Annotated in this window: 23 protein-coding genes; 12 read left to right on the top strand and 11 right to left on the bottom strand. The window is 65.3% G+C overall.

All coding sequences use genetic code 11. From position 1 onward, the window contains the following. Positions 1-65: 65 nt before the first annotated feature. A complete protein-coding gene (locus X757_RS149100) occupies positions 66-1,136 on the bottom strand; it encodes a sugar ABC transporter substrate-binding protein (RefSeq protein WP_023683136.1) in 1,071 nt (356 codons plus the stop codon). A gap of 305 nt (positions 1,137-1,441) precedes the next feature. Here X757_RS149100 and X757_RS149105 point away from each other — a divergent pair, with 305 nt between their 5' ends. Then, complete coding sequence (locus X757_RS149105) at positions 1,442-3,037, top strand: GMC family oxidoreductase (RefSeq protein WP_023671073.1); 1,596 nt, start codon at positions 1,442-1,444, stop codon at positions 3,035-3,037. Positions 3,038-3,253: 216 nt separating this feature from the next. Here X757_RS149105 and X757_RS149110 read toward each other — a convergent pair whose 3' ends face one another. Then, the gene (locus X757_RS149110; protein WP_023726494.1) at positions 3,254-3,634 is read right to left on the bottom strand and encodes a hypothetical protein; all 381 of its coding nucleotides are present in this window, start codon (positions 3,632-3,634) and stop codon (positions 3,254-3,256) included. 256 nt (positions 3,635-3,890) lie between these two features. Here X757_RS149110 and rsgA point away from each other — a divergent pair, with 256 nt between their 5' ends. Further along, complete coding sequence (rsgA, locus tag X757_RS149115; protein ID WP_023671071.1) at positions 3,891-4,916, top strand: ribosome small subunit-dependent GTPase A; 1,026 nt, start codon at positions 3,891-3,893, stop codon at positions 4,914-4,916. 60 nt (positions 4,917-4,976) lie between these two features. Here the strand turns inward: rsgA and X757_RS149120 are convergent, their stop codons facing one another. Genes X757_RS149120 through X757_RS149150 form a run of 7 tightly spaced genes read right to left on the bottom strand, consistent with a single transcriptional unit; the run spans position 4,977 to position 11,291 of the window. Next, positions 4,977-5,768, bottom strand: coding sequence for a sugar isomerase domain-containing protein (locus X757_RS149120; protein ID WP_023671070.1), 792 nt, complete (start codon positions 5,766-5,768; stop codon positions 4,977-4,979). 37 nt (positions 5,769-5,805) lie between these two features. Next, complete coding sequence (locus tag X757_RS149125) at positions 5,806-6,576, bottom strand: GntR family transcriptional regulator (RefSeq protein ID WP_023683130.1); 771 nt, start codon at positions 6,574-6,576, stop codon at positions 5,806-5,808. Continuing rightward, positions 6,573-7,448, bottom strand: a complete 876-nt coding sequence (locus X757_RS149130) for an ROK family protein (RefSeq protein ID WP_023691907.1) — start codon at positions 7,446-7,448, stop codon at positions 6,573-6,575. Before X757_RS149130 ends, X757_RS149125 begins: the two co-directional genes overlap by 4 nt. Beyond that, positions 7,445-8,185: a PIG-L deacetylase family protein gene (locus tag X757_RS149135; protein WP_031195993.1), complete on the bottom strand. Its 741-nt coding sequence runs from the start codon at positions 8,183-8,185 to the stop codon at positions 7,445-7,447. The genes X757_RS149130 and X757_RS149135 overlap by 4 nt, the downstream gene beginning before the upstream one ends. Next, complete coding sequence (locus X757_RS149140) at positions 8,182-9,039, bottom strand: carbohydrate ABC transporter permease (RefSeq protein WP_023704165.1); 858 nt, start codon at positions 9,037-9,039, stop codon at positions 8,182-8,184. The genes X757_RS149135 and X757_RS149140 overlap by 4 nt, the downstream gene beginning before the upstream one ends. After that, positions 9,036-9,968 (bottom strand): carbohydrate ABC transporter permease, encoded by a 933-nt coding sequence (locus tag X757_RS149145; protein WP_027049764.1) that lies wholly within the window; start codon positions 9,966-9,968, stop codon positions 9,036-9,038. The genes X757_RS149140 and X757_RS149145 overlap by 4 nt, the downstream gene beginning before the upstream one ends. 48 nt (positions 9,969-10,016) lie before the next feature. Further along, the gene (locus X757_RS149150; RefSeq protein WP_023726493.1) at positions 10,017-11,291 is read right to left on the bottom strand and encodes an extracellular solute-binding protein; all 1,275 of its coding nucleotides are present in this window, start codon (positions 11,289-11,291) and stop codon (positions 10,017-10,019) included. Between the two features lie 316 nt (positions 11,292-11,607). Between X757_RS149150 and X757_RS149155 the strand changes: the two genes are divergently transcribed. Genes X757_RS149155 through X757_RS149165 form a run of 3 tightly spaced genes read left to right on the top strand, consistent with a single transcriptional unit; the run spans position 11,608 to position 14,650 of the window. Beyond that, positions 11,608-12,900 carry an ABC transporter substrate-binding protein gene (locus tag X757_RS149155; RefSeq protein WP_023726492.1) on the top strand — a complete coding sequence of 431 codons (1,293 nt, stop codon included), beginning with the start codon at positions 11,608-11,610 and terminating at the stop codon, positions 12,898-12,900. After that, a complete protein-coding gene (locus X757_RS149160) occupies positions 12,900-13,790 on the top strand; it encodes a carbohydrate ABC transporter permease (protein WP_023726491.1) in 891 nt (296 codons plus the stop codon). The genes X757_RS149155 and X757_RS149160 overlap by 1 nt, the downstream gene beginning before the upstream one ends. Continuing rightward, on the top strand, positions 13,787-14,650 hold the full coding sequence (locus tag X757_RS149165) for a carbohydrate ABC transporter permease (protein WP_023726490.1): 864 nt from the start codon (positions 13,787-13,789) through the stop codon (positions 14,648-14,650). Before X757_RS149160 ends, X757_RS149165 begins: the two co-directional genes overlap by 4 nt. A gap of 13 nt (positions 14,651-14,663) precedes the next feature. Here X757_RS149165 and X757_RS149170 read toward each other — a convergent pair whose 3' ends face one another. Continuing rightward, positions 14,664-14,915 carry a hypothetical protein gene (locus X757_RS149170; RefSeq protein ID WP_023683121.1) on the bottom strand — a complete coding sequence of 84 codons (252 nt, stop codon included), beginning with the start codon at positions 14,913-14,915 and terminating at the stop codon, positions 14,664-14,666. A 408-nt stretch (positions 14,916-15,323) separates the two neighbouring features. Continuing rightward, on the bottom strand, positions 15,324-16,508 hold the full coding sequence (locus X757_RS149175) for a Gfo/Idh/MocA family protein (RefSeq protein ID WP_023726489.1): 1,185 nt from the start codon (positions 16,506-16,508) through the stop codon (positions 15,324-15,326). 86 nt (positions 16,509-16,594) lie between these two features. On the opposite strand from X757_RS149175, the gene X757_RS149180 reads away from it, so the two are divergent. From X757_RS149180 to X757_RS149210, 7 genes are all read left to right on the top strand, one after another. Then, positions 16,595-17,482, top strand: coding sequence for a MurR/RpiR family transcriptional regulator (locus X757_RS149180; RefSeq protein WP_023726488.1), 888 nt, complete (start codon positions 16,595-16,597; stop codon positions 17,480-17,482). A gap of 79 nt (positions 17,483-17,561) precedes the next feature. After that, positions 17,562-18,344 (top strand): SDR family oxidoreductase, encoded by a 783-nt coding sequence (locus tag X757_RS149185; protein WP_023726487.1) that lies wholly within the window; start codon positions 17,562-17,564, stop codon positions 18,342-18,344. After that, positions 18,341-19,876 (top strand): mannitol dehydrogenase family protein, encoded by a 1,536-nt coding sequence (locus X757_RS149190; RefSeq protein WP_023726486.1) that lies wholly within the window; start codon positions 18,341-18,343, stop codon positions 19,874-19,876. The genes X757_RS149185 and X757_RS149190 overlap by 4 nt, the downstream gene beginning before the upstream one ends. Before the next feature lie 22 nt (positions 19,877-19,898). Then, a complete protein-coding gene (locus X757_RS149195) occupies positions 19,899-20,813 on the top strand; it encodes a sugar phosphate isomerase/epimerase (RefSeq protein WP_023726485.1) in 915 nt (304 codons plus the stop codon). Positions 20,814-20,891: 78 nt separating this feature from the next. Further along, positions 20,892-21,926 carry an ABC transporter substrate-binding protein gene (locus X757_RS149200; RefSeq protein WP_023683115.1) on the top strand — a complete coding sequence of 345 codons (1,035 nt, stop codon included), beginning with the start codon at positions 20,892-20,894 and terminating at the stop codon, positions 21,924-21,926. Positions 21,927-22,204: 278 nt separating this feature from the next. Further along, complete coding sequence (locus tag X757_RS149205) at positions 22,205-23,755, top strand: sugar ABC transporter ATP-binding protein (protein ID WP_023726484.1); 1,551 nt, start codon at positions 22,205-22,207, stop codon at positions 23,753-23,755. Next, the gene (locus X757_RS149210; protein WP_023726483.1) at positions 23,752-24,738 is read left to right on the top strand and encodes an ABC transporter permease; all 987 of its coding nucleotides are present in this window, start codon (positions 23,752-23,754) and stop codon (positions 24,736-24,738) included. The genes X757_RS149205 and X757_RS149210 overlap by 4 nt, the downstream gene beginning before the upstream one ends. Positions 24,739-24,747: the final 9 nt, after the last annotated feature.

Below are 24,747 nucleotides of genomic sequence, written 5' to 3'. Positions count from 1 at the left end.
CAAGGGGATCGCGACGGCTGCGGGAGGAAGCGGGCCGCCAGGGAGGTGCAGCCCACTCCGATGGATCAGGTACGGATTGCTCCGGTGACCCGGCCCCACAGATCGTTCCAGTCGATCTCGGGCTTCGCATCGACATTGGTCTTGTAATATTCCTCGACATTGTCGTGCGAGATCAGCACCGCCTTGCCGTAGAACTCGCGGTGCTCCGGGGGCTCCTTGGTCGGGTCGAACTTGCCGATCTTGGCGTTGTAGCCGATGGCGAGACCCATGCCGCCCTGCCAGAACGGATCCGAAGTGACCGTGCAGGCGAATTCGCCGGTGCGCACCGCATCGACCGCCGTCTTGATGCCGTCGACGCCGACGATCGGCACCTTGCCGGCGAGGTTTTCGGCGCGCAGCGCTTCCAGAGCGCCCGAGCCCATATCGTCATTGGCCGCCCAGATGCCCTTGATGTCGTCGCCGAAGCGGGTGAGCAGATTGCCCATCAGGTCGAAGGCTTCGGTCGACTTCCAGTTGGCGACCTGGAAGTCGAGCAGCTTGATGTCCGGGTTGGCGGCAAGCGCTGCGTCGAGGCCCTTCTTGCGTTCGATCGCCGCCGTGGTCGAGATCAGGCCGCCGAGCGCTACGATGCCGCCCTTGCCGCCAATGGTCTTGAACAGGATCTCGGCGATGGTCTTGCCGCTGTCGATGCCGTCGAACTCGATATGCGAGACATAGTTCGGGTTGAAATCCTTCGGGTGCAGATCCCCAGGCTTGTTCCACTGGGTCACCACATAGGCGCCGGCCTTGGCGCAGGCCTCGACGATCGGGCGCGCATCGGGCGTGTCGTTGGGATCGGAATTCAGCACCATATTGCCGCCGGTCTTGGCCAGCATCGCCTTGATGTCGGCAATGCCCTTCTCGCTGTTGCCTTCCGAAACCAGCGTGACGTGCTCCAGCCCGGCCCATTTGGCATACGCTTCGGCGCCGGTCTTCCACACCGCGTGATAGGGGTTGGACAGCGAGCGGATCGATGTCACCAGCGTCGGCTTGTCCTGCGCGCGCAGCACGCTCGGCATGGCGAGTGCCGCCACGCCGGCGGTGGCGCCCATCATCAGCGTGCGCCGGTTGACTGCAAAATTCTTCGTGTCGTTCATACCTCGAAACCTCCCGATTGAATTCTGTTCCGCCCGGCATCTTGCGCAGGGAGCGCGGCCGGGACCTCCTGGTGAGGATCGTCAAGCTCCTCCACTTGTACGACAACCCTTCAACACGATAACCATACCCTTTCTCTTGACGTGGCACAAGCGACTTGAGATCGTCGCGCGCAAGAGGAAGGGGCGGTGATTTTCATCGCCCGCCGGAGCATGATCCCTAGAAGTGGGAACCGGTTTTCTCGGACAAATCGAGAAACCGTTTTGTCCGGAGATCATGCTCCAACAAAGAGAACCCGGGAGTGGAAATGACGGATTACATCATTGTCGGCGGCGGTTCGGCTGGCTGCATTCTGGCCGCCCGGCTGAGCGAGGACCCGGACGTGTCCGTCATGCTGCTCGAGGCCGGTCCGCCCGACACCGATCGCTACATCCATCTGCCGGTCGGCTTCTTCAAGATGACGTCGGGGCCGCTGATCTGGGGCTATGACACCGCGCCCGGCAAGGAAATCGACGGCCGCACCATGGTCTATCCGCAGGCCCGCGTGCTGGGCGGGGGCTCCTCGATCAACGCCCAGGTGTTCACCCGCGGTTGCCCGCAGGATTATGACGGCTGGGCGGCTGACGCCGGCTGTGCCGGCTGGAGCTATGCCGACGTGCTGCCCTACTTCGTCCGCTCCGAGGGCAACGACACTTTTGCCGATGCGCAGCATGGCATTGACGGCCCGCTCGGCGTCTCCAGCGGCGCGCCGCATCCGCTGACCCGCATCTTCGTCAAGGCGGCGCAGCAGGCGGGCCTTCCTTTCCGCGCCGACTTCAACGCCGGTGAGCAGGCGGGCGCCGGCTTCTACCAGACGACGACGCGTCGGGGGAAACGCTCGAGCACGGCGGTCGCCTATCTGAAGCCGGCGCTCGGCCGCAAGAATCTGACGCTACGCACCGACGCCTCCGTCAGCCGCATCGTGGTCGAGAACGGCCGCGCCATCGGTGTCGAGATCATCGTCAATGGCCGCACCGAACTGCTCCGCGCCGAGCGCGAAGTCATCGTCGCCGCCGGCGCCATCGGCTCGCCGAAATTGCTGATGCTGTCCGGCATCGGCCCGGCCGTGCATCTCGGCCATCACGGCATCAAGGTGGTCCACGATTCCAAAAACGTCGGCCAGAATCTGCACGATCACATGGACGTCGATGTCGTCGCCGAGCTCAACGGACCGCACGGCATCGACCGTTACAAGAAGAAGCGCTGGCAAGCGGTCGCCGGTCTTGAATATGCGCTGTTCGGCAAGGGGCCGGTGGCCTCCAACATCGTCGAGGCCGGCGGCTTCTGGTGGGGCGACCGCGCGGAGAAGACGCCGGACATCCAGTTCCATTTCCTGCCCGGCGCCGGCGTTGAGGAAGGCATCGGCTCGGTTCCCGGCGGCAATGGCTGCACGCTGAACTCCTACCATGTGCGCCCGCGTTCGCGCGGCAGCGTCACGCTCAAGTCCGCGGACCTGCGCGATGCGCCCATCATCGACCCCAACCCGTTCGCCGAGCGCTATGATCTCGAACGCGCCATCGACGGCATCGAGATCAGCCGCGAAATCCTGTCGCAGCCAGCCTTCGCCAGATACATCAGCCGCGAGCATCTGCCCGGCAAGGCGATGCAGGGGCGCTCAGCACTCGAAGCCTTCGCCCGAGAACATGGCCGCAGCGCCTATCACCCAGTCGGCACCTGCCGGATGGGCGGCGATGCCGACAGCGTCGTCGACCCCGAGCTTCGCGTGCGCGGGCTGCAAGGCCTGCGCGTCTGCGACAGCTCGGTCATGCCGAGCATCGTGTCGTCGAACACCAACGCCGCCGTGGTCATGATTGCGGAGAAGGCGGCGGATCTGATTGCGGGGCGGATGCTGCCGGTGGCGTAAGCAGGACAATGGCATGTGGTGGCGCCATGCGATTGCCTTGCCTTGAGCACCTGTCGCTGAGCGCATAGCACTCGAACCCCACTAAAAACGACAGCCTCCCGCAGCGCCTTCAACCGGCGCTTGCGCAACCCACCAACCGACCGGAAACCCCCGGTTGCGGGCCCGTTGCCGACGCCTGCGCGGGGATGTGAAAGCGCTTTGGCGCCAGTTCCGCGATCACACCATATGAACCGATCCAACCTCTGCTAGCTTGTGGACGTGGGACTTGTCCCGCTTTGGCCGGTGCTTCAGGCAACCCCATCCCAACCCCCCGCCCCCTGTGGCGCCGGCCATCCCCCTCCCTTCTACCAGGCTTCCCGACCTGCCATCCTCAGCCGTCCTTGCCAACTTCGAGGTCGACGACGAGGCCTGATGCGTTGCATGCAAATCCAAACCATCGGGCAGCGTATCGAGGAATTTCACATCGGCTGTCTGGACGACCTCCTGAAAGGCGACCAGATCCGGGTCGAGCCGCCCCAGCTCCCGGTTGATGGCCGCCAGGCGCTCCGGTTCGCCTTCCGTGTTGCAGACATTGAGAGTAACGAGACGTAAGCGCATAGGACTTTTCCTCAATGTTGAACGACCCTCGACGCACGCGACGTGGATAGGTGCCACGGTAGGTTTCCGTGTCTGGTGACGTTCAGCGAACCACCGCCTCGATGCGTTCCAAGCGGTGCGCGAAACGGCTTGGCCATCGGCGCGGTTCGGCTTGCCAAATGCCGCCATGCCGCCCATACACGGCTTGAACAACCGCCCCGAGGGTCCGCGCCCATTTTGCCAAAGGATACTCTCCGATGTCTGTGACGCCGTCGCCGTGGTCAAAACCGTGACGGCTTCCCTCGCAAGCCTGGGCTGGACGGATTTCTTCGGCGACCAGCTTGAAGCCGATGAGGCAGACCTGGTGCCGACGCGCATCGCTTCGGTGCACCGCGACCGTCTGGCCGGTCTGTCTCTGTCAGGGCCAGTGGATCTGACGCTGCCGGCCAATGCCAACACCGGCGACTATGCCGTCGGCGACTGGGTGCTGGTCGAGCCTCACACGCATCTGCTGCGCCGCCGCCTGACCCGCAAGACGGTGCTGGAGCGCCGCACACAGGGCGGCAGGGTGCCGCAGCTGGCCGCGGCCAATGTCGACACGCTGTTCATCGTGACGTCCTGCAATGCCGATTTCAACATCGCCCGGCTCGAGCGCTATCTCGCGCTGGCCAACGAGGCCGGAACGACGCCGGTGATCCTGCTGACCAAGGCCGACACCGCTGACGATGCCGAGGCTTACCAAGGCCAGGCCGCCGCCCTGCAGCGTGGGCTGGCCGTGGTGGTGCTGAACCCGCGCGTCGCCGATGCCGCAGCGGCGCTTGCTCCCTGGTGTGGCGCAGGGCAGACGGTGGCGCTGGTCGGCTCCTCCGGCGTCGGCAAATCGACGCTGGTCAACACGCTGGCCGGATCGGCGCAGCAATCGCCGCAACAGACCGCGGGCATCCGGGAACACGATGCCAAGGGTCGCCACACCACCACGGCGCGGTCGCTGCACCCCATTGCCGGTGGCGGCTGGGTGATCGACACGCCGGGCATGCGCACGCTGCATGTCAGCGACGTCGCATCCGGCATCGACACGCTGTTTGCCGAAATCACCGAGCTCGCACCGCTGTGCAAATTCCGCGACTGCACCCATGTCCACGAACCGGGCTGCGCGGTGCAGGCTGCGTTGAAGGCGGGTACGCTCGACCCTGAGCGCCTTGCCCGCTGGCGCAAGCTGTCGGAGGAAAACCAGGGCAACACGCCGGTTCAGAGCGGCCCGCGCGGCAACAAATCGCCTGCCGGGCGCCCGAAGCGGCGTTGAGCGGATAGGAATTGCGGAACGAGACGTCGGAGGCCCGGCATGTGCCGGGCCTCCCTTTTTTCACTCTCCGCGCATCGTTGCCTGGAAGGTCGGCAGGTGCTTCTTCTGCGCATCCAGCATGCGCTCGCGGTAGACGCCGTAGATGACGTCGGTGTCGTGCAGCGTCACGCCGGCAATGGTCGGCGAGGCGAAGACCGGCAGTTCGATGCCGCGCTTGGCGAGCTGCTCGGCGGTGCGCGCGATCAGCTCATGCGCCAGGATCATGGCAAGCACCGTCGATGAGCCCGACACCGGCCGGCTCCAGCCCTCGACCGGCACGATGGCGTCCTCGATCGGCGAACAGGTGTCGATGACGAGGTCGGCGGCATCCGCCAGCCGCTTGCCGGAGGAGTGCGTCGCCGGCTTGTCCAGATTGTTCTTGCTGGTGACCGCGACGACGAAGATGCCGCGCTTCCTGGCGTATAGCGCGGTGTCGATGCCCGACGAGTTGCGGCCGCTATGGCCGAAGATGATGATCGAATCGCCCTGGTTGAGCGGCTGGTGGTCGAGGAATTTTTCGGCGTATTTTTCCGTACGCTCCAGCCACAAAAGCTCGCGCACGCCGCCGGCGCCGAGCACATTGTGCCACATCACGCGCGGGTCGGTCAGGGGGTTGAAGCCGACATAGCTGCCATAGCGCGGAAACACTTCCTGCACCGGCAGCACCGAATGGCCGGAGCCATAGAGATGCACCAGCCCGCCGCCCTCGAGCGAGTCGGCAAAGTGGCTGGCGGCCTGGCCAAAGGCCTCTTCATTGGCTTTCGCAGCCTGATCGATGAGGGCGGCGAGACGGTGGATGTAGAGATCGGACACGTGGGTACTCCTGTTTGCTGTGTCGGTCTGGAATGGATCAGCTTCTCGGGTTCAGCGGCACGCGTCCGGCGCGCAGCGTCGAGCGGATTTCGTAGCGGTCGCCGCGCATGATCGAGACGGTGAATTCGAACGGGCCGCGCTCGTCGGTGGTGATGCGTTCGACGACGAAGGCCGGGCTGCCGACAGCGAGGTCGAGCAGTTCGGCGTCCGCCGCGCCGACCGCGCCGACCCGGTAGTTCTCCCGCGCGGCCACCGGCACGATGCCGTAATGGCGCTCCAGCGCCTCGTAGAGCGAGCCCTGCAGCAGGCCGGCATCGAGGAAGCCCGGCACGCGCACCGCCGACAGCTGCGCCGTCTGGATGCCGATCGGCTCGTTGTTGCCGAGCCGCAGCCTGCGAATGCGCACCACCGGATCGCCCTCCTCGATCTCCAGCGCGCCGGCAGCCGCCGCATTGGCGGTGGTCAGGCTGCAGTCGAGCAGGCGCGAGCCCGCGACCACGCCCATATTGCCCATCTCCTGGGTAAAGCTGGTCAGCTCGCGCGTGCCGGCGACCAGCGTGGTCGAGCGCACGAACGTGCCGCGGCCATGTTCGCGCCTGAGCAGTCCTGCCTCCTCGAGATTGCGCAAGGCGTGGCGCAGCGTGATGCGGCTGACGCCGAACAGGGCGCACAGCCTGTCCTCCGCCGGGATCTGGTCGCCCGTTGCCCATTCGCCGCTCTTGACGATGGCTCGGATCGCCTCTTCGACCTGGTACCAGAGCGGCTCCGGCCGTCTGCGGTCCGGTTGCTGAAAGCTTGCTTCGCTCATCGCACCTGCCTCCACCCTTGCCCAACGGCGCCGGCCAGCGCCGCGCCGACCAGACCGGCGCGGGGACCGAACTTTCCAGCCTTGACGTCGATGCCGCGCAGATGTGGCGGCAGTTGACGTCGCAGCGCCGCAAGCAGCGGCGGCCGGATCACATCCAGCGCCTCCGCCAAACCACCCGAAATCAGCACCGCTTGCGGATCGAGCAGCGCGACAGCGCCTGCCAGCGCGGTGCCGAGCTGTCGCGCCGGCAGTTCAAGCAAGGTGAGTGCAGCCAGCTCGCCGGCCTGGGCAGCGGCGATCAGTTGGCGGCCGTCGGCAAGGCCGATCTGGCCGGCAAGGGCATCGAGCGCCCGGCCCGACGCAACGCGCTCCAGCCAGCCGCTGCGCTCTTCACCATGATCCCTCACGTCGGCGCAGGCCCAGCCGAACGAGCAGGCGCCGCCATGCGCGCCGGCAACGATGCGGCCATTGGCCAGCACCGCCGAACCGATACCGGTGCCGATGGCGAGCAGGATCGCATCCGGCATGTTTTTCGCACTGCCTTCGACAGCCTCTCCCAGCAGCGCGATCTGTGCGTCATTGCCGAGCGCTACGCGCACTTTGGGAAACAGCGGCTGGATATCGACGCCGTCGAGGAACGGCAAGTTGGGGATCCAGCGGCAGATTGAGCCCTCGACCAGACCCGGCACCGCGATGCCAAGCGCTGAGACCGACCCGGCCTCAGTGCACAGCGCGTCGATGCGCGCAATGAAGGCATCAAGGGTTGCCGGCGCCGGCTCGCTGCCCAGCGCCTCCAACGCACCGACATCGCCCGTAGATACGGCAGCGCGCAGATTGGTGGCGCCGAGATCGATGGCGAGTACCCGCGTCATCGACCCGACCCTTTGCCGAAGGGGAGCGAGAACAGGCCGCTGCCGGCATTCCACGAATGCGACGCCGCCGCGAAGGCCTGCGCATGGCGCGTGCCGCGCAGGCAGCCGCGCAGCCGGTAGAGCGAACTGTAATAGTCGACATAGGGGAAGCTGCTCAGGCCGCGCGCCAGCTCATACTCCATGACCGCGTCGCGCCAGGCCTCGAACCCGTCGCTGACATCGACGAGATGCTCGGGCCGGAAGCCGTCATCGTCCTCCCAGTTCTCGCCGAACAGCAGCAGTTGCGGCGTGTGCGCCGGATGGTCGCTGGCAACGGTCGGCAGTCCGGCGAAGAAGATACCGGTCTTCGTCAAATGCGCGGCGGCGCGATGGTCCTTGTGCCAACTGCCATGCCAATGGGTGATGACGATCTCGGGTTTCAGCTCGCGAATGATGTCGCCCACTTCGAGCGCCGTCTGATCGTCTGTGGGCAGGAAGCCGTCGCGCAGGCCAAAGCCACGCATGGTGACGCCGAGCCGCTCCGCCGCGCTGCCCGCTTCCTCTTCCTTCTGCACGCAATAATGCGCGGGAACCAGGTACGGATGGCCCTGCTCACCCATGGTCAGATGCAGGAAGGTCACCGTGGCGCCGCGCTTGACGGCAGCGGCCGCCAGCGGCCCGGCCATCACCTCGGCATCGAAGGCGTGCGCGCCGACCACCAGGATCGATTTCGCCGCATAAATCCTGTCTTCGATCATTTCATGCCCCCTCCGGTACCGACGCCTTCGCGAATCTGGCGCGCCAGCAGACAATACATGATCAGGATGGGCGCCATGGATATCGCCAGCGAGGCGAACACCAGACCCCAGTCGGTGCGGAACTGGCCGACGAAGACGCTGATCGCCAGCGGCACCGTCTTGTAGCGGTCGTCGAAGATGAAGATCAGCGGGAAGAAGAAATCGTTCCACACCGCGATCGCGGTGAAGATTGCCACGATCGACACCGCCGGCTTGACCATCGGCAGGATGATCTGGAACAGGATGCGGACCTCGCCGGCGCCGTCCATGCGCGCCGCCTCGTCCAACTCGGAGGGCAAGACGCGCATGAAATTGGCGAAGATGAAGACGGCGAAGGGAATGCGGATCGCCGAATAGACCAGGATCAGCCCGGTCAGCGAATCCAGCAGGCCGAGATTGCGCATCAGCGTGAACAGTTCGACCGAGGCCAACCGGATGGGCAGCATGATGCCGGACAGGAACAGGCCGAGCATGATGGCATTCCAGCCAAGCTTGTAGCGGCTGAGCGGATAGGCGGCCATCGCCGAGACGACGATGGTGAGGATGACGGCGCCGCCCGTGACGATCAGGCTGTTGATGAAATTCTGGCCGAGATCGGCGCGCGTCCAGGCGTTGATGAAATTGTCGAGGGCAAAGCTTTGCGGCAGGCCGAGCCTGTTGTCGTAGATCTCGGCCGTGGTCTTGAAACAGGAGACGATGAGGATGTAGAGCGGCAACAGCACGGCCGCCGTCCAAACGACCAGCACCGTCCAGCCGGGCAGCCGCGCCAGCTGCCGAGAGATGGCCGGTCTTTGCGAAATCGCCAGCGCGCTCATAGCTGCACCGTGCGGCGGTCGAAGAAGCGCAGCATCATGAGCGTGCCGATGCTGAGGATCAAAAACAGCACGGTGCCGAGCGCCAAAGCCAGACCGATATCGGTGATGCCGACAGCACCTTCCGCGCCGAAGGCCAGCCGGTAGAAGTACGTCACCAGCGTGTCGGTCGAATAGCTCGGATTGCCCTGCACGCCCTGCATGACATAGACGATGTCGAACTGGTTGAAGGTGTTGATGAACGACAGCGTCGTCAGCGTGCCCAGCGCCGGCATCAGCAGCGGCAGCGCGATCGAGAACAGCATGCGCGCATTGCCGGCGCCGTCAAGTTTTGCCGCCTCGAAAATCTGGCCGGAAATCTGCCGCAGACCTGCCGTGTAGATCAGCACCGGCAGGCCCATCCAGTTCCAGGCATCGACGGCGATCAGCATGGCGAGCGCGGTGTGGCTGTTGCCGAGCACAGTCAGGCTGCCCTGGTGCAGGCCGAGCCCGTTCAGCGCCCATTCGACGACGCCGCCCGGTGCCAAAAGCAACCGCCACAGCGCGCCGACGATGACCGGGCTCAGCACCGCCGGAAAGAAGAACACCGACTGGAAGAACGCAGCACCCCTGTCGCGCAGGAACAGCAGCCAGGCGAACAAAAGCCCGATTCCGTTCTGGAACAGCATGATGCCGAAGAACCAGGCGGTGTTGTGCCACAGCGCGCCGTAGAGCCGCGCGCCGCTGGGGAAAACGAACAGCCTTGAGAAATTCGACAGGCCGGCGAACTCGACCATGCGCAGCCCCTTCCAGACGAAGAAGCTGCCCCAGAGCGACATCCCCAGGGGATAGAGGACGAACAGCGCATAGACCGCCAGCGCCGGCAGGGTGAACAGCACGGCCATGCGCTGCTGCGTGCGGCGAAGGCTGCTGGTGCGGCGAAGGGTGCTCATGCGCTTTTCTGGTCCGTGAGAGGCCGGCCGCTTTGCGACCGGCCGCGCCTACTGCTTCGGCTTGAACCAGGTGGCGACTGCGGCCTGCATGTCGGCCGCCAGCTTCTCCGGCGCGATGTTGCCTTCGACCATGTCGATGATCTCCGACTGCAGCACCGAAGACGCCGTCGGCGACTGCCAGCGGAAGCCGACCAGCGTCAGATAGGGCGTCGAATTCTTCGCCATCTCCATCATCGAGGCCAGCACTGGATCCTTCACCGTCACATCCGTGCGGGCCGGCGGCCAGCCGAGCTCGTCGGCGAACATCTGCGCGAACTCTGCCGAAGCGATGAAGCCCAGCACCTTGGTCGCGGCCTCCTTGTTTTGGCTCTCGGAGACCAGGCCATAGGAGCCGTCGGAGAAGGCCGAGGTGTAGAGTTTTGCCCCGGCATCGTCGGCGGGGAACGGGAAGATCGAGAATTTCAGCTTCGGGTTCTGCGCCTTGAAGCTGCCGTTCTCGAACGAACCGCCGAGGAACATCGCCGCCTTGCCGCCGATGAACTGCTGCGTGGCGGTGGTGTAGTCGATGCCGGCGAAGCCGTCGGGGAAATACGGCTTCAGCTCGGCGAAGCGCTTCAGCGCCGCGACATAGCGCGGATCCTCGAAGGTCGCCTTGCCGCTCATCATCTCGTCGTAGAATTCAGGACCATAGACGGTCGGGCCGACGACGCCGACGGCGATCTCCAGTTCCCAGGCCGAGCCGTTGGCGCCGCCGGTGGCGATCGGCGTGATGCCGGCCGCCTTCAGCTTCTCGCAGACAGCGGTGAAATCCTTGTAGGTCTTCGGTATCTCGATGCCCTGGGCGGCGAAGATATCCTGGTTGTAGAAGACGCCCATCATCGGCACCGAATAGGGCACGCCATAGAGCTTGCCGTCGCTGCGGCCGCGCGCGCCGCCAAGCGCCGCGTCCTCCATGTTCTTCAGCTCCGGCACGCTGTCGTCCAGCGCGTCGAGATAGCCGGCCTCGACGAAGGGCTGCAATTCGCCATAGGCCTTGAGCTGGGCGATGTCGGGCCCGCGCCCGCCGCGCAGCGCCGTGCTCAGCCGGTTCTGGTAGTCGGCATCGGGCGTGAACTGGATGGCGACCTTGATGCCGGGGTTCTTCGCCTCGAAGGCATCGAAGATGCGGCGCATCGCTGCCTCGTCCTCGGTGCGCCAGCTCCACAGCGTCACCGTGCTGTCGGCGGCTCGCGCCGGCAATGAGGCGAAGACGCCGGCGCAGGCGGCGGCAAGGCCGCCGATCAGGCCAAGTGCTGCGCGCCGGTCAAGTGAAAGCATGCTCATTGCCAGTCTCCCATTGTTCTCTGTCCTTGGCGTCCCGCGGCATTTCCTGCCGTGAGAGAGCCATTGGCTCGGGAAAAGTCATTATAATGACATAGCGGCATTCGCAAGAGGTCTGCTGCGCCTCAGGAATGGCGGCGTTGGCCCCCTCACGACATTGCAGTACCCGCATCCGTTTGTTACCTAACGATAAATATCCACATTCCAGCGCTGCAAAGAAATCTGTGACCGTACCATGTGAGACTTTTTCGCCAGCAAGCCCTTGCGTCGCCGCGCTAACTTGTCATAACGTCATTGTGAACCGATAGGAGGATGAGGAATGTCGTTTGCCTGGACGTCGAAACTGGCACTGGCCGCAGGCCTCGCCATCCTGCCCACCACCGGCTGGGCGCAATCGGTCAACATCTCCTATCTCACCCACTGGTCGCCGGAGACGGTCGCGTTGCTGGAAGCGGCGGCCAAGGATTATGCCAAGACCAATCCGGATGTCAGCGTCACCGTGCGCGCCGTCCCCTTCGGCGACCTCCTGACCACGCTGCGCTCGCAAGGCGGCGGCGCGGACGGCCCGACGATCGGCGGCATCTACGATCTCTGGTTGCCGGAACTGGCGCGCGACAAGCTGGTCGCGCCCGCTCCCGATGCGGTGGCCAGCGAGGTCAAGGCCGCCTGGCCGGCGGGCATCACGAGCGCCGCCTCGGTCGGCGGCACGCTCTATGGTATCCCCAACGAGATCGACGTCTATGCGCTGAACTACAACAAGGCGCTGTTCAAGCAGGCCGGCATCGCGGCGCCACCCAAGACCTGGGACGAATTCAAGGATGCGGCCAAGAAGCTGACCAACAAGGATGCGGGACAGCAAGGCTTCGGCATGATCAATTCATGGGCCGCCGGTGTCGTTCATCCCTTCGCCTCGCTACTGGTCTCCAATGGCGGCGACCTGGTCAAGGACGGCAAGCCGGTGCTAGACAGCCCGCAGGCGACCGAGACCTTCCAGCTCTATGAGGACCTGATCAAGTCGGGCGCCAGCGTGCCGGCGATGGCGACCGCAGACGCCAACACCACCGGCCCCTTCCTCGACAATTTCGTCTCCGGCAAGACCGGCATGATCATCATGGCCAATTGGTGGGAGAGCGCACTGAAGGCCGGCATGGGCGACAAGTTCGCCGACATTGCAACGGCGCCGCTTCCCGTCGGCCCGAGCGGCGACAAGCCGCATTCGATCTCCTACTCCTGGATGACCGTGGTCAACGCCAATGCAGGTGCGGCCGAGCAGAAGGCGGCATGGGACTTCCTCGCCTGGCTGAACAATCCAAAGTCCGGAAAGAACGGCGCTTCCGCGATGTCGGATATCCTCATGTCGATGGGCATCCTGCCCTCACGCCTCTCCGACATCGAGGCGCACAAGGACAAGCTCGGCTCGGAATTCCTCTCCGGCTATGTCAGCGTGCTCACCGACGCCAAGCCGTTCCCGGTGGTGCCGGGCGGCCAGGAATTCTCGGAATCGCTGCAGCAGACGCTCGAGGCGTTGCAGTATGGCCAGGTCTCGGCCAAGGATGCGCAGGCGACGGCGCAGGCCGACGCCATTTCGATCCTGGAGCGCGCCGCCAAATAATGATTCAGAGGTACCGTGCCTCGGCGGGCATCATGCTGGCGCCCGCCGTGACGCTGATCGGCATCTTCGTCCTGTTGCCGATGCTGCTCACCGTCTGGCTGTCGTTCCAGGACTGGTCGACGCAGACGCCGTTTTCCAGCGCCAGCTTCATCGGCCTCGACAATTTCCACGAGATTTTCGGGGCCACCTCGATCGGCCGCGACTTCAAGGCCGCGCTCACGAACACAGCCGTCTACACCGCGCTCTCCGTCGTCCTCATCCTGCCTCTGTCGGTGGCCTTCGGCCTGATGGTCTACCAGCGCGATGTCGCCGGCGGCACGGCGCTGCGCACGGTGCTGTTTGCCACCTACATGGTGCCGATGATCGCGGTGGCGCTGGTCTGGTCGAAGCTTTATTCGCCGAGCGAAGGGCCGCTCAACCAGATGCTCGGCCTGATCGGCATGGGACCACAGCCCTTCCTGTCGTCGCCGCGCTCGGCGCTGATCTCGATCATCTTCCTCAATGTCTGGCAACAGGTCGGTTACTTCACCGTTTTGGCGATCGCCGGGCTGACGCAGATCCAAGGCAGCCTCTACGAGGCGGCGAAGCTCGATGGCGCCAGCCGCTTCGAGCAGTTCCGCTTCATCACGCTGCCGCTGATGCGGCGCACGCTGTTGTTCAGCGCCGTCATCGCCATCATTAACGCCGTGCAGGTGTTCGAGCCGGTTGCCCTGATCACGCAGGGCGGGCCGGTCGGCTCGACCAATGTGCTGACCTACCACATCCGCCGCGTCGGCATCGAGCGTGCGCAGGGTGGACTGGGTTCGGCCATGGCGGTGATGCTGATGCTTTCGCTGATCGTCGTCGTCTGCGCGCTGTTTGCCTTCGCCAACCGGAAGAACGACGAATGAGTGCGGAATCGTCGAGCCGGCTGTCGCGCAGACGCCTGTCCGGCCGCAAGGCGCTGCTGGCGACGCTGATGCTGCTGGTCGCCGTCGCCTCGGCCTTCCCGCTGGTATGGATGGTGCTGTCGAGCCTCAAGACGCCGGCCGAGAGCATGCAGGTGCCGCCGGTGTGGATCCCCCTTACGCCGAGCTTTGACGCCTATGAGAAGGTGTCGGGCGTGGTCAATGTCGGCCGCTCGATGTGGAATTCTCTGGTCATCGCCTCGATCACCACCGCCGGCATTCTGCTGACCAGCATGATGGCCGGCTACGCCTTCGCCAAATACCACTTCCCCGCCAAGTCGCTGCTGTTTTCTGTGCTGATCGCCACCATGTTCCTGCCGCCGATCGTGACGCTGATCCCGCTCTATCGCCTGGTCGGCTCGATCGGCCTCAACGCCAGCCTCGCCGGCATCATCGTGCCCAATCTCGCCAATGCTTTCGGCATCTTCCTGATGCGCCAGTTCATCTCCGGCGTGCCCGACGAGCTCATCGACGCCGCGCGCATGGACGGCGCCTCGGAGTTCTTGATCCTCTACAAGATCGTCGCGCCGAGCGTCGCCCCCGCAATCGCGGCTCTGGCCCTCTTCGCCTTCGTCTATCACTGGAACAGCTATCTGTGGCCGCTGACCGTGCTGCAGGGCAATGCCGACGCCTATCCGATCGTCATCAGCCTGAGCCGGTTGCTGAGCTACAACAGGGGCGCGGTCAACACCGGCCTGGTGATGGCCGGCGCGACGCTGGCCGTGCTGCCGCCGCTCATCCTGTTCGCCGTCCTGCAGCGCTTCTTCGTCGATTCCATCGTCGGCTCGGCGATCAAGGGATAGCTGCACCAAGCCTTCAAGCGCTCGGCCTGGTTCCGCCACAGATCAGATAGTAGCACTCGTCATAGCGCATGTAGTCAGCCGCGCCCTTGTCCGGCCATTCGCCCGTGTCGAAACGGATTTTGAGTAGGCTTCTGCACTGCGCCACCTTCGCTGCATTGCTGTCCGGGAACAGGGTGACGAGCAGGCCTTGCGGAGCGCCGAAGGAAACCGCCGAGAGAACGAGGCAGCCGAGGCTGGCAGCAAGGAAGAGAGACAAGTTGCGCATTGTTACCGAATACGGCTGGGCCGATGCTCTGACAATGAACAACCCATATCATGATTAACACATGCATAGCAGCGTTTTGCCCAGTAAAGCGACCGAAGAGTACTTGGCGCCCCGCCGCTGCCAGGTCTGCTGCGGCGGCGGTAGCGCCTTCGGCAGGTCAATCCCTTAGGGCAGCGTCAGTCCCCCACTCCGTCTCGGCTTCGCCGAGCCACCTCTACCCCCATGTTCATGGGGGAGAGGAAACGCCAACCGCCGGAGTCACTGCATCGAAAGACTTGGGTTTCATTTCCCATCAAAAAGCTTGGGATTTCCTCTCCCCCACGAATGTGGGGGAGAGGTGGATCGGCGAAGCCGAGACGGAGTGGGGGACCGCCCTAGGCGGCTGGCCTCTACATCCGCATCAGCCCCTCACCCAAACCGCGCCGAAGTCCATGTCCCACCCGCCGCATTCGACTCCACCGCCGCAGCAACAAACTTCACCCCGCGCGCGCCATCCACAACGTCGGGCACCTGCGCCGCACGCGCCGGATCGACCACCCCACCAGAGCGATGGGCGCGAATGATATCGGCGGCGTCGCGGTAGAAATTGGCGAAGGCCTCGATATATCCCTCCGGATGCGCCGCCGGCATGCGCGACACGCGCTGGCTCTCAGTGGTCGAGCCATGGCCGCCGCGCACCAGCGTGCGGGTCTCCTCGCCGTAGATGGAGAAGCGCAGTTCTTCCGGCCGGCCGCCCGACCATTCGAGCCCGGCTTTGTCGCCATAGATGCGCACCGAGAGATCATTGTAGTGGCCGGGCGAGGTCTGGCTGGCCAGGATCGTGCCGCGCGCGCCGCCGGTCCAGCGCAGCAGCACATGTGCATTGTCGTCGAGCCGACGTCCCGGCACGGCGGTGAACAGATCCGCCGACACCGCCTCGGCCTCGCAGCCGGAGATATAGCTCGCCAGGTTGAAGGCGTGCACGCCGATATCGGCCAGCACCGCCGACTGCCCGGCGCGCGCCGGATCGGTGCGCCACTCCGCCTGCTTCTGGCCCTCGGCGTCGATCGGCTTGGTCAGCCAGTCCTGGATGTAGGCGCCATGCACGGACACGATGCGGCCAAGCGCGCCCGCCGCCACCATCTCGCGCGCCTGGCGGACCATGGCGTAGCCGGTGTTGTTGAGCGTGACGACGAAGCGACGCTTTTTCTCCCGCGCCAGCGCCACCAGCGCCTCGGCCTCATCCAGCGTCGTCGACAGCGGCTTGTCGCAGATGACGTTGATGCCGGCCTCCAGAAAGGCCGTGGCGATCGGCGCGTGCAGATGGTTGGGCGTGACGATGACCACCGCCTCGATGCCGTCCGGCCGAGCAGCTTCCGCCTTTGCCATGACATGGTAATCGGCATAGCTGCGCTCCGGCGCGATGCCGATCTCGGCGGCCGACGCGGCGGCGTTTTCCGGGTCCGACGACAGCGCGCCGGCGACCAGCACGATCTGGTCGTCGAGGCGCATGGCCAGCCGATGCACGGCGCCGATAAAGGCATTGCGGCCGCCGCCGACCATGCCGACCCGCAGCCGCTTGCCGGCTGATCCGTCCGATGTTGCGTAGACCATTTTCAAGCTCCTCCCGGCACACCGCTTTCGAATACGATTTCCAATTTTCATATTGTAAAACGATCGTATCGCGCTAGCCTGAAATCATGAGTGGGGCAAGCAAGGCATCCGGACGGTCCAGCACCGACGAGGCGGCGACGCGCAAGCGCGGACGCTCGCTGGCCGCGCTTGGCTACATCCAGCCGCAGACCTATGAGGAGCTACGCGCGGTGCTGTCGTCGGGCACGGTGCATTTCCCCAAGCGGCTGCGCCAGGTGGCAATCTTCCTGTGGCAGCATCCGAGCGACGTCGCGCTCGGCACCATCGCGCAGGTTGCGGCACAGGCCGGCGTGCAGCCCTCGACGCTGGTGCGCTTTGCCCAGATCTTCGGCTATTCCGGCTTTTCCGATTTCCAGGGCCTGTTCAAGGAGCACATCAAGGGCTCATGGCCGGAAGGGCGCGGCGAACCGCGCACCGAGACCGAGCCGAATCTGCATTTCCTGCACGGCATGGTCGGCGCATCGCAGGCCTCGCTGGGCCGCATCGAGACCGGCTTCGACGTCGAGAGTTTCGACAAGATGGTGGCGCTGCTGGCGGCCGCCGAGCTGATCTATGTCATCGGCTCCAAGCGCGCCTTTCCCGTCACCGCCTATCTCTCCCTGACACTGTCGCAGCAGGGCGTGCGCAATGTGCTGGTCGACAATGTCGGCTCCTCCGCACTCGACCAGATCGGCTGCATCAGCGGCCGGGATGCCGTGCTCGCTGTCTCGTTTAGCCCCTACAATTCGATCACGCCCGATCTCGTCGCGGTGGCGCATGAGCGCAAGGCGCGTATCGTCACCGTCACCGACAGCACCTTCAGCCCGCTGATCCCGCTCTCGGACAGCTGGCTGGAAGTGGTGGAATCTGACTTTGCCGGCTTCCGCTCACTGGCGGCCTCGCTCGCCGTTGGGATGGCGCTGGTCCATGGCGTGGCGGCGCGGCGCGACGAATGAGGCGTCACTGGTCCAATTGACAATCGGGAATTGCCGTTCCATATTTCTCAAAATAGAAACTTTATTCCCGGGAGGAGGAATGGAGATCCGGCTTGGCGGCAAGGTGGCTCTGGTCACCGGGTCGACGCAAGGCATTGGCCGCGCCATTGCCGAGACGCTGGCGCGTTCCGGTGCCGCCGGGCTGTTGGTCACCGGGCGCGAGAGGGCGCGTGGCGAGGCCGTGGCGGCCGAGCTTTCGCAATTGGGCACGCCGACCATCTTCGTCGCCGCCGACCTTGCCGATCCTGACGCCCCCACCCTTCTGGCGCAGGCCTGCATCGAGCGCTTCGGCCGCATCGATGCGCTGGTCAACGCCGCCGGCCTGACCGATCGCGCCTCTTTCCTCGACGCCAGCCTCGACGACTGGGCGTCACTGTTTGCCGTCAATGCGCGCGCGCCGTTCTTCCTGATGCAGGCGGCGATTGCCGACATGAAGCAGCGCGGCCAAGGTGGCGCCATTCTCAACATTCTGTCGATCAACGCCCATTGCGGCTCGCCGGAGCTTGCCGTCTATTCCGCCACCAAGGGCGCGCTGGCGACGCTGACCAAGAACGCCGCCAACGCCCACCGTTTCGACCGCATCCGCGTCAACGGCATCAATGTCGGTTGGACGGACACGCCGGCCGAACGCATCATGCAGGCGGAGACTTTGGGCAACGGCCCTGGCTGGCTCGAGAAGGCCAACGCCGCGCAGCCTTTCGGCCGGTTGCTGACGCCGGACGACATCGCCAGCCTCGCCGTCTTCCTGCTGTCCGACGCCGCCGGCCCGATGACCGGCGCGGTTGTCGACCAGGAGCAGGCGGTGATCGGAGCGAACCGGTGAGCGCTTCCATCGAAACGCTTGGGCCGGCGCTGCTCGATCGCTTGCCGGCATCGGTGCAGACACCGTCCTATGACCGTACGCTCCTGGCGCCCGGCATGGCGCATCTCGGCGTCGGCGCCTTCCACCGCTGCCACCAGGCCGAATACACCGACGATCTCATCTCGCTGCGCTTCGACCGCTGGGGCATCGTCGGCATCAACATCCGTCCGCCCAGCCTTGCCGACACGCTGGGACGGCAGGGCGGGCTGTACACAAGGCTGATCCGCGAGAACAGCCACATCGAGGCGCGCGTCATCGGCAGCATCGTCCGGGTGGTCGACAGTCAGGACAGTGCGGCACCGGCGCTCGGCGTGCTGATCTCACCCGATATCGAGCTGGTGACGATGACGGTGACCGAAAAAGGCTATTGCCACATCCCGTCCAGCGGCGAACTCGACCTTGGCCACCCTGATATCGTCCACGACCTCGCCAACCCCGAGACGCCACGCAGCGTGCCCGGCCTGCTGGTGCGGGCGCTGGAGCAGCGCCGGGCCACGCATGAGCGACCCATAACGTTTCTCTCCTGTGACAACATCCCGACCAACGGTACTATCCTGAACAATGTCGTGCGGACGTTTGCCGAACGGCGGAGCAAAGGGCTGGCCCGCTGGATAGAGGCCAATGTCGCCTTCCCCGCGGCCATGGTCGACCGCATCGCGCCGGCGGTGACGCAGGATGACCTCGATAGTGTCGAGCAATGGTTCGGCTACCACGATGCCGCCGTCGCTGTCGGTGAGCCGTTCCGGCAATGGGTGATCGAGGAAAAATTCGCCGGCCGCATGCCGCGCTGGGATCTGGTCGGCGCCACCTTCGTCGACGATGTCACGCCGTTCGAGCATCTCAAGATGCGGGTGCTGAACGGCGCCCAGACGACGCTCGCCACGCTCGGCGTGCTGGCCGGGCTCGAGCACACATCGGATGCCATGGCCGACCCGCTGCTGTCGGACTTCATCCGGCGCATGCTGGTCGAAGAGACTGTGCCGACGCTGATGCCGGTGCCGGGCATCCTGCCGCTCGCCTATGTCGAGCAGAGCCTTGCCCGGCTGAAGAACACCGCGATCCGCCACCGCAACCACCAGGTCGCAACCGACGGTTCGCAGAAGATCGTCCAGCGCCTGCTCAACCCGATCCGCGACCGGCTTGCGATGGGCCAGAGCATCGGCCTGCTGTCGGTGCCGGTCGCCGGCTGGATGGCCTATCTGATCCAGGCCTCGGAACGTTTCGGCAGACGCTGGCCGGTGTCGGATCCCTATGCCGGCAAGGTCGCCGCAATCGCCGACGCGACGGGTCCCGATGCCAGCGCGCTGGTGTCCGCCATCCTTGCCATCGACGGGATATTCGACCCCGGCCTTGCCGCTGACGGGACGTTCCGCGCGGCCGTCACATCGGCGCTGGGCGACCTGCTGTCGGACGATCCGATGGCGGCTGTCCGGCACAGTCTCGAACAAGATGAGGTCGCGAGGTTGAAGCGATCCAAACAATCGGCATTATAGTCGTCGGGTCTAGGGAGGCAGAATGAAACTAGGAGTGCTTACAGCACCGTTTGCGGAGACGCCGCTTGGCGAGGTCGCCGGCTGGGCGCACTCGGCCGGCTTCGAGGCGCTGGAAATCGCCTGCTGGCCGAAGACCTCCGGCGCTACGCGGCGCTATGCCGGCACCAGCCATATCGACGCCGCCTCCACCTCGCCCGCGCAGGCCAAGGACATCGTCGCCTCGCTGACGGAAAAGAAGCTGACGGTCTCCGGCCTCGGCTACTACCCCAACCCACTGCATCCGGACCCTGCCCATCGCGAGGCCGTCATCGGCCATCTGAAGAAGGTCATCGTGCTGGCCGCCAACATGGGCGTGCCGGTGGTCAACACCTTCTGCGGCGGCGATGCCTCGAAGACCGTGGACGTCAACTGGCAGGACGCGCTGAAAGTCTGGCCCGAGACCGTCGCCTATGCGCGCGATCACGGGGTAAAACTCGCCTTCGAGAACTGCCCGATGATCTTCAGCTATGACGAATGGCCGGGTGGGCACAACATCGCCTATTCGCCGCTGGTCTGGCGGCGCATCCTCGAAACCTGGGGCGGCGAGGTCGGCATGAATTTCGACCCCTCGCACCTGGTCTGGCAAATGATCGACCAGGGCCGCTTCATCAAGGAGTTCGGCCCCTACATGCTGCATGTCCACGCCAAGGATTTGATGATCGATCATGATGGTTTGTATGAGCGCGGGATTCTTTCCGCCGGGATAGGCTGGCAGGTGCCGCGCATGCCGGGATTGGGCGATGTCGACTGGAGCGGCTTCTTCTCCGGCCTCTACCGCGCCGGCTATGACGGCTCGGTCATCATCGAACATGAGGACAGGCGGTTTGAAGGCAACGACGATGCGGTGAAGCGGGGCTTCCTGCTCGCCCGCGACGTGCTGCGCCCCTTCGTCAAATGACGAGGTGAATGACTTGGTCCGATCCTGCCGAAGGGTCTGGCCCTGAGACGAAAAACAACAATGTGGAGGAGTACTGACATGAAGAAAATACTGACCATGGTCCCGTTGCTTGCGGGCGCTGCCTTGCTGGCATCGATGGGCGTGTCGTCGGCCGAAGCCAAATATACGATCGGCATTTCCAACACCGTGCAGGGCAATGGCTGGCGCGAGGAAATGGTCTGCGCCATGAAGGCGCAGGCGCTGGCTTCGGGCGAAGTGACGAAGCTCAACATCGCCCACCGCAACACCGATGCCGCCGGCCAGCTCGAAGACATCCGCAATCTGATCAGCGCCAAGGTCGACGCCATCGTCGTCAACCCCGCTGATCCCGCCGGCATCAAGGCGGGCCTGGAAGAAGCCACCAAGGCCGGCATCGTCGTCGTTGCCGTCGACCAGGCGGTGACCGAACCGTCGGCCTACATCATCTCCAACAACCAGGAACAGTATGCCTATCTCGGCGCCAAATGGCTGTTCCAGCAGATGGGCGGCAAGGGCGAAGTGTTCTACATGCGCGGCGCCGCCGGCGCCTCGGCCGATAGCGATCGCGACAAAGGCTTCAAGAAGGCGCTGGCCGAAAACCCCGGCGTGAAGGTGGCGCAGGAAGTCTTCACCGGCTGGCAGCAGGATCAGGCCAAGCAGCAGATGCTGTCGTTCCTGGCCACCGGCACGCCGTTCAACGGCGTGTGGACGTCGGGCATCGACAACGTCATCGTCGACGCGCTGGTCGAATCGCAGGCGCCGCTGGTGCCGGTGGTCGGCGCCGACAATGCCGGCTTCGTCGGCCAGCTGAGCTCGGTGAAAGGTCTCGTCGGTGCAGCCGTCACCAACCCCGGCTCGATCGGCGGCGCGGGCGTGACGCTGGCGCTGCAGATCCTCGATGGCAAGAAGCCGGCGCAGCAGACAGTGCTGGTCGACCCGCAGCTGTGGGACAACGCCACCGACGAAGGCAAGGCCAAGCTGAAGGCAGCCGCCGACCCGTCGCTGAGCCCGGAATGGCCGGTCTCGATCTCGATCCCGGAGTGGACGACCTACACGAAGGACCAGATCGTGGCCTGCAAGGGGCCGGGGGAGTAAGCCTGGTTTGAATGAACTGGCGAGGACGGCGAACGGCCGTCCTCGTCACACAGACTAGCGCTCTACGGCGCCCCCTCTGTCCTGCCGGACATCTCCCCCACAGGTGGGGAGATTGGCTGTCATCTCGGCTTTCGCTAATTTTCTACGTCGCAAGACGAGGGGCGGCGCCGGAACTGCCAATCTCCCCCCAAGTGGGGGAGATGTCCGGCAGGACAGAGGGGGACGCCGTAGAGCGCCGACATTAGTTTCTGGAACCGTCAATTTTGACAACAAACCATTTGACCACCAGCCCCCTCCTCGACGCCACCGGCGTCGCCAAGAACTACGGCGCGGTTGCAGCGCTTCGCAACGCGTCGCTCTCCGTGCTGCCGGGCGAGGTCCACGCGCTGATGGGCGCCAACGGCGCCGGCAAGTCGACGCTGGTGAAGATCCTGACAGGCGCCATTCCGGCGAACGCCGGCCGCATCCTGATCCGCGGCGAGGCGCGCGACATTCGCTCGCCCGCCGCCGCGCGCCGCGCCGGGCTGCTGCCGGTCTACCAGGAGCCGTCGCTGATCCCCGATCTCGACGTTCTGTCCAATCTCAGGCTCACCGGCACGCCGGTGGAGCCGTTCCGCGCCTGGGTGCGCGAGCTCGGCATCACCGACCTCGATCTGCGCGACACCGCGCGCGACATCCCGCTGGCCGTGCTGCGCGTGCTCGACCTGGCGCGGGCGCTCGCCGTCGAGCCCGACGTGCTGCTGCTTGACGAGATGACGGCGGCACTGCCCGCCAACCTTGCCGAAAAGGTGCTGGAAGTGGTGCGCCGCCAGGGCGATGCCGGCCGCGCCGTGATCTTCATCTCGCACCGCTTCGTCGAAATCTCGGCGCTGTGCGACCGCGCCACCGTGCTGCGGGACGGCGAGACCGTCGGCGTCGTCGACATCGTGCCGGGCGTGGAAGAAAAGATCGTCGAGCTGATGCTCGGCACCCGCGTCGTGAAAACCCATGTCGCTGCCCGCAGTGCCGCCGAGAAGGCCGCGCCCGCAGCTGCCCGGCCGCGCATCTCCGTGCGCAATCTCCGCGTCGGTGCCAAGCTCAGTGACGTCTCCTTCGATCTTGCCGACGGCGAAGTCGCCGGCGTCGTCGCGCTCGAAGGCCAGGGCCAGGACGAGTTGTTCGCCGCCCTTGCCGGCTCGATCCGGCCTTCCGGCGGCACGATCGAAGTCGATGGCCAGCCGGTGAAATTCGCCCACCCGATCGACGCCATCCGCGCCGGCCTAGCCTATGTGCCGGGCGACCGCTCCGAGGCGCTCGCCATGCAGCGCTCGGTGCGTGAAAACATCGCCCTGCCCTTCAGTGCCGCGCTGCGCAACTGGGGGCCGATCAACATGCGCCGCGAGCGCGCGACCGTGCTCAGCGCCATCGAGCGGCTGCAGATCGACACCCGTGCACAAGGCGAAGTGCAGCGCCTGTCCGGCGGCAACCAGCAGAAGGTGACCATCGCCCGCTGGATCGCGGCGGATGCCCGCACCATCCTGTGCTTCGACCCGACGCGCGGCATCGATGTCGGCACCAAGCAGGAGATCTACAAGCTGCTGCGCGAACTCGCCGGCAACGGTAAGTCGGTGCTGTTCTACACCTCGGAACTCGAAGAGGTGCAGCGCGTCTGCGACCGCGTCATCGTCATCTTCGGCGGCCGCCTCGTCGACATTTTTCCGGTCGAGGAGGCCGACGAGCCGGCGCTGATGCGCGCCGCCTACGGCCTGCCGCGCGGCGCCAAGGCCGATATCGGCATATTGGCTGATCCGACCGCGAACACTTCGGCTTCGCCGGAGGCCGCGCCATGAGCCATTTCCTGCGCCGCCAAGGCTGGGTCGTCGGCCTGTTCGCCCTGCTCATCGTCCTGTTCATCGCCACCAGGATCATCCAGCCGGCCTATGGCAGCAATGATTTCGGCTCGCTCGCCCGAGCCGTTCTGCCCTATGCCTTCGCAGTCGCCGCGCAGACGGTGGTCGTCATCGCCGGCGGCATCGATCTGTCGGTCGCCGCCATGATGGCGCTGACCAGCGTCACCGCGGCGTCGATGATGAATGGCGCGAGCGAGGAATACGCGCTATTCGTGGTGCCCTTCGTGCTCGCCATGGGTTTCGTGCTCGGCGCGCTCAACGGCCTGCTCATCGTCGTCACCCGCGTGCCCGACATTGTCGTCACCCTCGCCATGCTGTTCGTGCTGCAGGGCGCCGCCCTGCTGGTGCTCGACGCGCCGGGTGGCGGCATCGCCGAATGGCTGAAGGCGCTGATCTCCGGCACGGTACCGATCCCCGGCCTGCCCGACGCCGTCGATGCCTGGGTCCCGAAGGCGCTGCTGGTGCTGATCGTGTGCCTCTGCGTCATCTGGATACCGCTGAGGCGCTCGCGCCTCGGCCTCTCCATCTACGCCATCGGCTCCAGCGAACTGGCGGCGTTCCGCTCCGGCGTGCCGGTCAAGCGCACTCGCATCATCGCCTATGCGCTGTCCGGCCTGTTCGCCGCCTTTGGCGGCCTGGCGCTGACCATGAGCACCGGCATCGGCGCCCCCATCCCCGGCCCCTATCTGCTCGCCAGCGTCGCCGCCGTGGTGCTTGGCGGCGTCGCGCTCGGCGGCGGCAAGGGCGGCCTGCTCGGCCCGATCGTCGCCGTCTTCGTGTTGCGCCTGGTGCGCACGGATTTGACGCTGCTTGCCATCGACCCGAATGTCACCGCCATCATCGAGGGGCTGATCATGGTGGCGGTGGTGATGTTCGGCGCGTTTATCACGATGCGGGGGCGNCCGCCATCATCGAGGGGCTGATCATGGTGG

Source organism: Mesorhizobium sp. LSHC412B00, assembly GCF_000503035.1.
Taxonomy (GTDB): domain Bacteria; phylum Pseudomonadota; class Alphaproteobacteria; order Rhizobiales; family Rhizobiaceae; genus Mesorhizobium.
This window is presented reverse-complemented; position numbering and strand designations above follow the sequence as displayed.